Genomic DNA, 3,033 nt, shown 5'->3' with positions numbered 1-3,033 from the left:
TTAAAAGCAAGGAATATCAGGGCAGTGGCTATAACCAACTGAGATTTGACGATACCACCAACCAGATCAGCAGTCAGTTACACAGTAGTCATGGCGCAACGCAACTCAATCTTGGCAACCTCAGTCATCCAAAAGAGACAGATAGTAGCGAAGGGCGAGGAGAAGGCTTTGAGCTAAGAACGGATCAATGGGGTGCGGTACGTGCAGGTCAAGGCTTACTGCTGAGTACGCATGCACAAGATGGGGCATCAGGTAATCATCTAGATACAACCGAAGCCAAAAGTCAGCTAGAAAGTAGCCTGAACAATGCCAAAGCCTTAAGTGAAGTTGCTAAGAACCAACAGACTGATCCTTTAGAAAATCTAGATTATTTGAAATCATTTATTTCGGATTTGGAAAAAGATCAGTCTGATGAATCCAAGAATCAAGCCGATGCATTTAAACAAGCCTTGATGGTTTTAGCCTCGCCAAATTCAATTGGCTTGTCGAGCAATGAAAACATTCATATCTCTGCGGATAAACAAATTAGTCATAGTGCGGGGGATAGTATCAATCTGAGTACACAAAAGAATTTCTTGGTGCATGCACAAAATAAGATCAGTTTGTTTGCAGCACAAGAAGGTGCAAGGCTTTATGCAGCAAAAGGTAAAGTGGAGATCCAAGCCCAAGGGGATGGTGCGGATTTGATTGCTCGTAAAGGTATTCAAATTATTTCGACTGAAGATCGGATTGAATTTATCGCCAGTAAGAAAATTGTGTTAATTGCTGATACTACTCAGATTGAGATTGGTGGTGCAGGTGTTTTGCCAACAACACCAGGTCTGTTTGAAGTTAAAGCTGGACAACATAAGTTTTTGGGTGGGCAGAGCATTAACTATGAGATTCCATTCCTGCCAAATACAAATATATATTCTCATCAATTTATTTTAAAGAATAACAGAGGTGCGATAATGCCAAATACTAAGTATGTATTGAAAGGTGAAAATGGGAAATTAATTAAAGGTATAACAGATAAAGATGGTAAAACAAATAGATTTTACACATCTGAGAAGGAAAACTTTAGTTTAGATCTGGAATTATAATAGTGAGTGATAAAAAATATACTACGGACATAGATAAACCTATAACAGAAGTTGAAATTAATAAGTATTATCTTGTTATAGGTACGGAGGCAAATGCTACTTATGCATATCAAAATGCAAAAGTTACCTTTTCTTCAAAAATAGCTAAACATCAATACTTAACAGGTCCTAATTTAGATTGGGGACATGCATTTTTTTATATTGTTGAAAATGATGATATTTTTAGTTTTTTTAGCTTTGGACCAAGTGCAGGGAAAAAGCTAGGAGACAATAAAATTATTGGAAATGCTTCAACATGTCAATATCCTATTAGTGAAGTTACTCAATTATATGTTTTAGATATTAATGTAGATGAAGCAAAAAAAATCAGAAATGAAGTGAAGAGGATGTATGAGAATACAAATAATCAATTTTATAATAATGAAACAAGTGAATGGGAGCAAAAAGAAGTAAATGATAAAAAATATCGTGCAATTACTAATGAAACCTGTGCAAAGGAAGCTTATAGAATTCTTTCAAGTATTTTAAATGATAAAATTCCTAATGCTTATGGTTATGTAAAGATGTATGGTATATCCAAAAAAGCTATATGCCCTTTTGCTTGGAATGAGCATTTATCCAATTCTAATTTAAAACATTATAGTTACCCTGAATATCCAAATGTAGGAAAGGCAAAAGAGCTATTAGCTGCTTTTAAGTTAGATAATGAGAAAGAAAATGAAAATTTGAAATATACATACTTTTTAAGAACACCTTCAGCTAATAGTATGGGATATGGTGTTATGGTTCCTGAATTTGATCCAGCAAATACTACGGATTGGTTCTTAATCGAGGGGGACGAAGACCCTCTAAAAATTTATTCATATTTTAATGGTTAGATAATGAATTATTCAAAGCTTATTAGCCTCTTATTTTTTCTAATTTTCAGTTCTGTAGTAAATTCTAGACCGATGGATAAGATTATGATTGATAATACTATTGTTTTGATAAATGAAATCACAAGAGTTGGTGAAACAGAAAAATGGAATAGTAGTCTTTTTTTTGAAGGACCTTTAAAAGTGCATGTGCTAAAAGATGGAACTGTAACTGATCACGGTGTATATGTTTTATCTAAAAATAAATTTGGCTATCCAGCTAAAATTCAGGTTCTCAATTTAAATGATAGGAATAATAAATATGAATTTATTTTCTCGCCATCAAATCAGCCAGTATTTAAAAAAGCCATAAATGTAGATGTTAATTTACTTAAAGATAATAATATTATTTTTAAATATTCTGAGTTAGTAAAAGAGGGATCTTCACTTTATTCTAGTCCATATAGTCCTAATTTATTATATAAGTATGTTTTTATTAATCAGAAAAAACCATTTGTTACTTATGAGTTTTATTCCACAATGAATAAAATTGAAGATCAAATAAGCTATATGAGATTAGTTGTTATTTTTAATCAGCATAAATAAACCCGCCGAAGCGGGTTTATTGGTTTACATATTTGGATAGTTAGGACCACCACCACCTTCTGGTGTTACCCATGTGATGTTTTGTGAAGGATCTTTAATATCACACGTCTTACAGTGAACGCAGTTTGCTGCATTAATCTGGAAGCGCTTAGAACCATCATCATTTTCCATGATTTCATATACACCAGCAGGGCAGTAACGCTGAGCAGGCTCATCCCATTTTGGTAAGTTGACATTCACAGGAATCGTTGGGTCAGTCAGTTTTAAATGTGCTGGCTGATTCTCTTCATGTACCGTGTTAGAAACGAATACAGAAGACAAACGGTCAAAAGTCAATTTACCATCTGGCTTTGGATAGTTCGGTTTAAAGGTAGAAGCATCTACAGTTTTCAATGCACTAAAGTCAGGCACAAGATCATGTAAAGTAAATGGAACTTTAAAGATATTTTGGTCGATAAAGTTAAATGCACCCCCCATCCATAAACCGAATT

4 protein-coding genes are annotated in these 3,033 nt (G+C 33.8%); 3 read left to right on the top strand and 1 reads right to left on the bottom strand.

Going from position 1 to position 3,033, the window contains the following annotated elements; genetic code table 11:
* The 3 genes from ACINWC743_RS12220 to ACINWC743_RS12210 form a co-directional block, all read left to right on the top strand.
* A partial coding sequence (locus ACINWC743_RS12220; RefSeq protein WP_009585650.1) for a DUF2345 domain-containing protein occupies positions 1–1,082 on the top strand: 1,082 nt, incomplete at its 5' end.
* A 2-nt stretch (positions 1,083–1,084) separates the two neighbouring features.
* Complete coding sequence (locus tag ACINWC743_RS12215; RefSeq protein WP_009585648.1) at positions 1,085–1,960, top strand: hypothetical protein; 876 nt, start codon at positions 1,085–1,087, stop codon at positions 1,958–1,960.
* Between the two features lie 84 nt (positions 1,961–2,044).
* Positions 2,045–2,542: a hypothetical protein gene (locus ACINWC743_RS12210; protein WP_009585651.1), complete on the top strand. Its 498-nt coding sequence runs from the start codon at positions 2,045–2,047 to the stop codon at positions 2,540–2,542.
* Positions 2,543–2,566: 24 nt separating this feature from the next.
* On the opposite strand, the gene ACINWC743_RS12205 is transcribed toward ACINWC743_RS12210, so the two are convergent.
* Positions 2,567–3,033: 4Fe-4S dicluster domain-containing protein (locus ACINWC743_RS12205; protein ID WP_009585649.1), on the bottom strand; the 467-nt coding region annotated here is incomplete at its 5' end.

Origin of the sequence: Acinetobacter sp. WC-743 (assembly GCF_000335555.1) — a bacterium.
GTDB classification, from domain to species: domain Bacteria; phylum Pseudomonadota; class Gammaproteobacteria; order Pseudomonadales; family Moraxellaceae; genus Acinetobacter; species Acinetobacter bereziniae.
Note: the sequence above shows the minus strand (reverse complement) of the source record. Positions and strands in the feature narration are given on the sequence as shown.

Bases quoted from the DNA above. Each gene is read 5' to 3' on its own strand.
- ACINWC743_RS12210 (WP_009585651.1), top strand. From the start codon at position 2,045: ATGATTGATAATACTATTGTTTTGATAAATGAAATCACAAGAGTTGGT.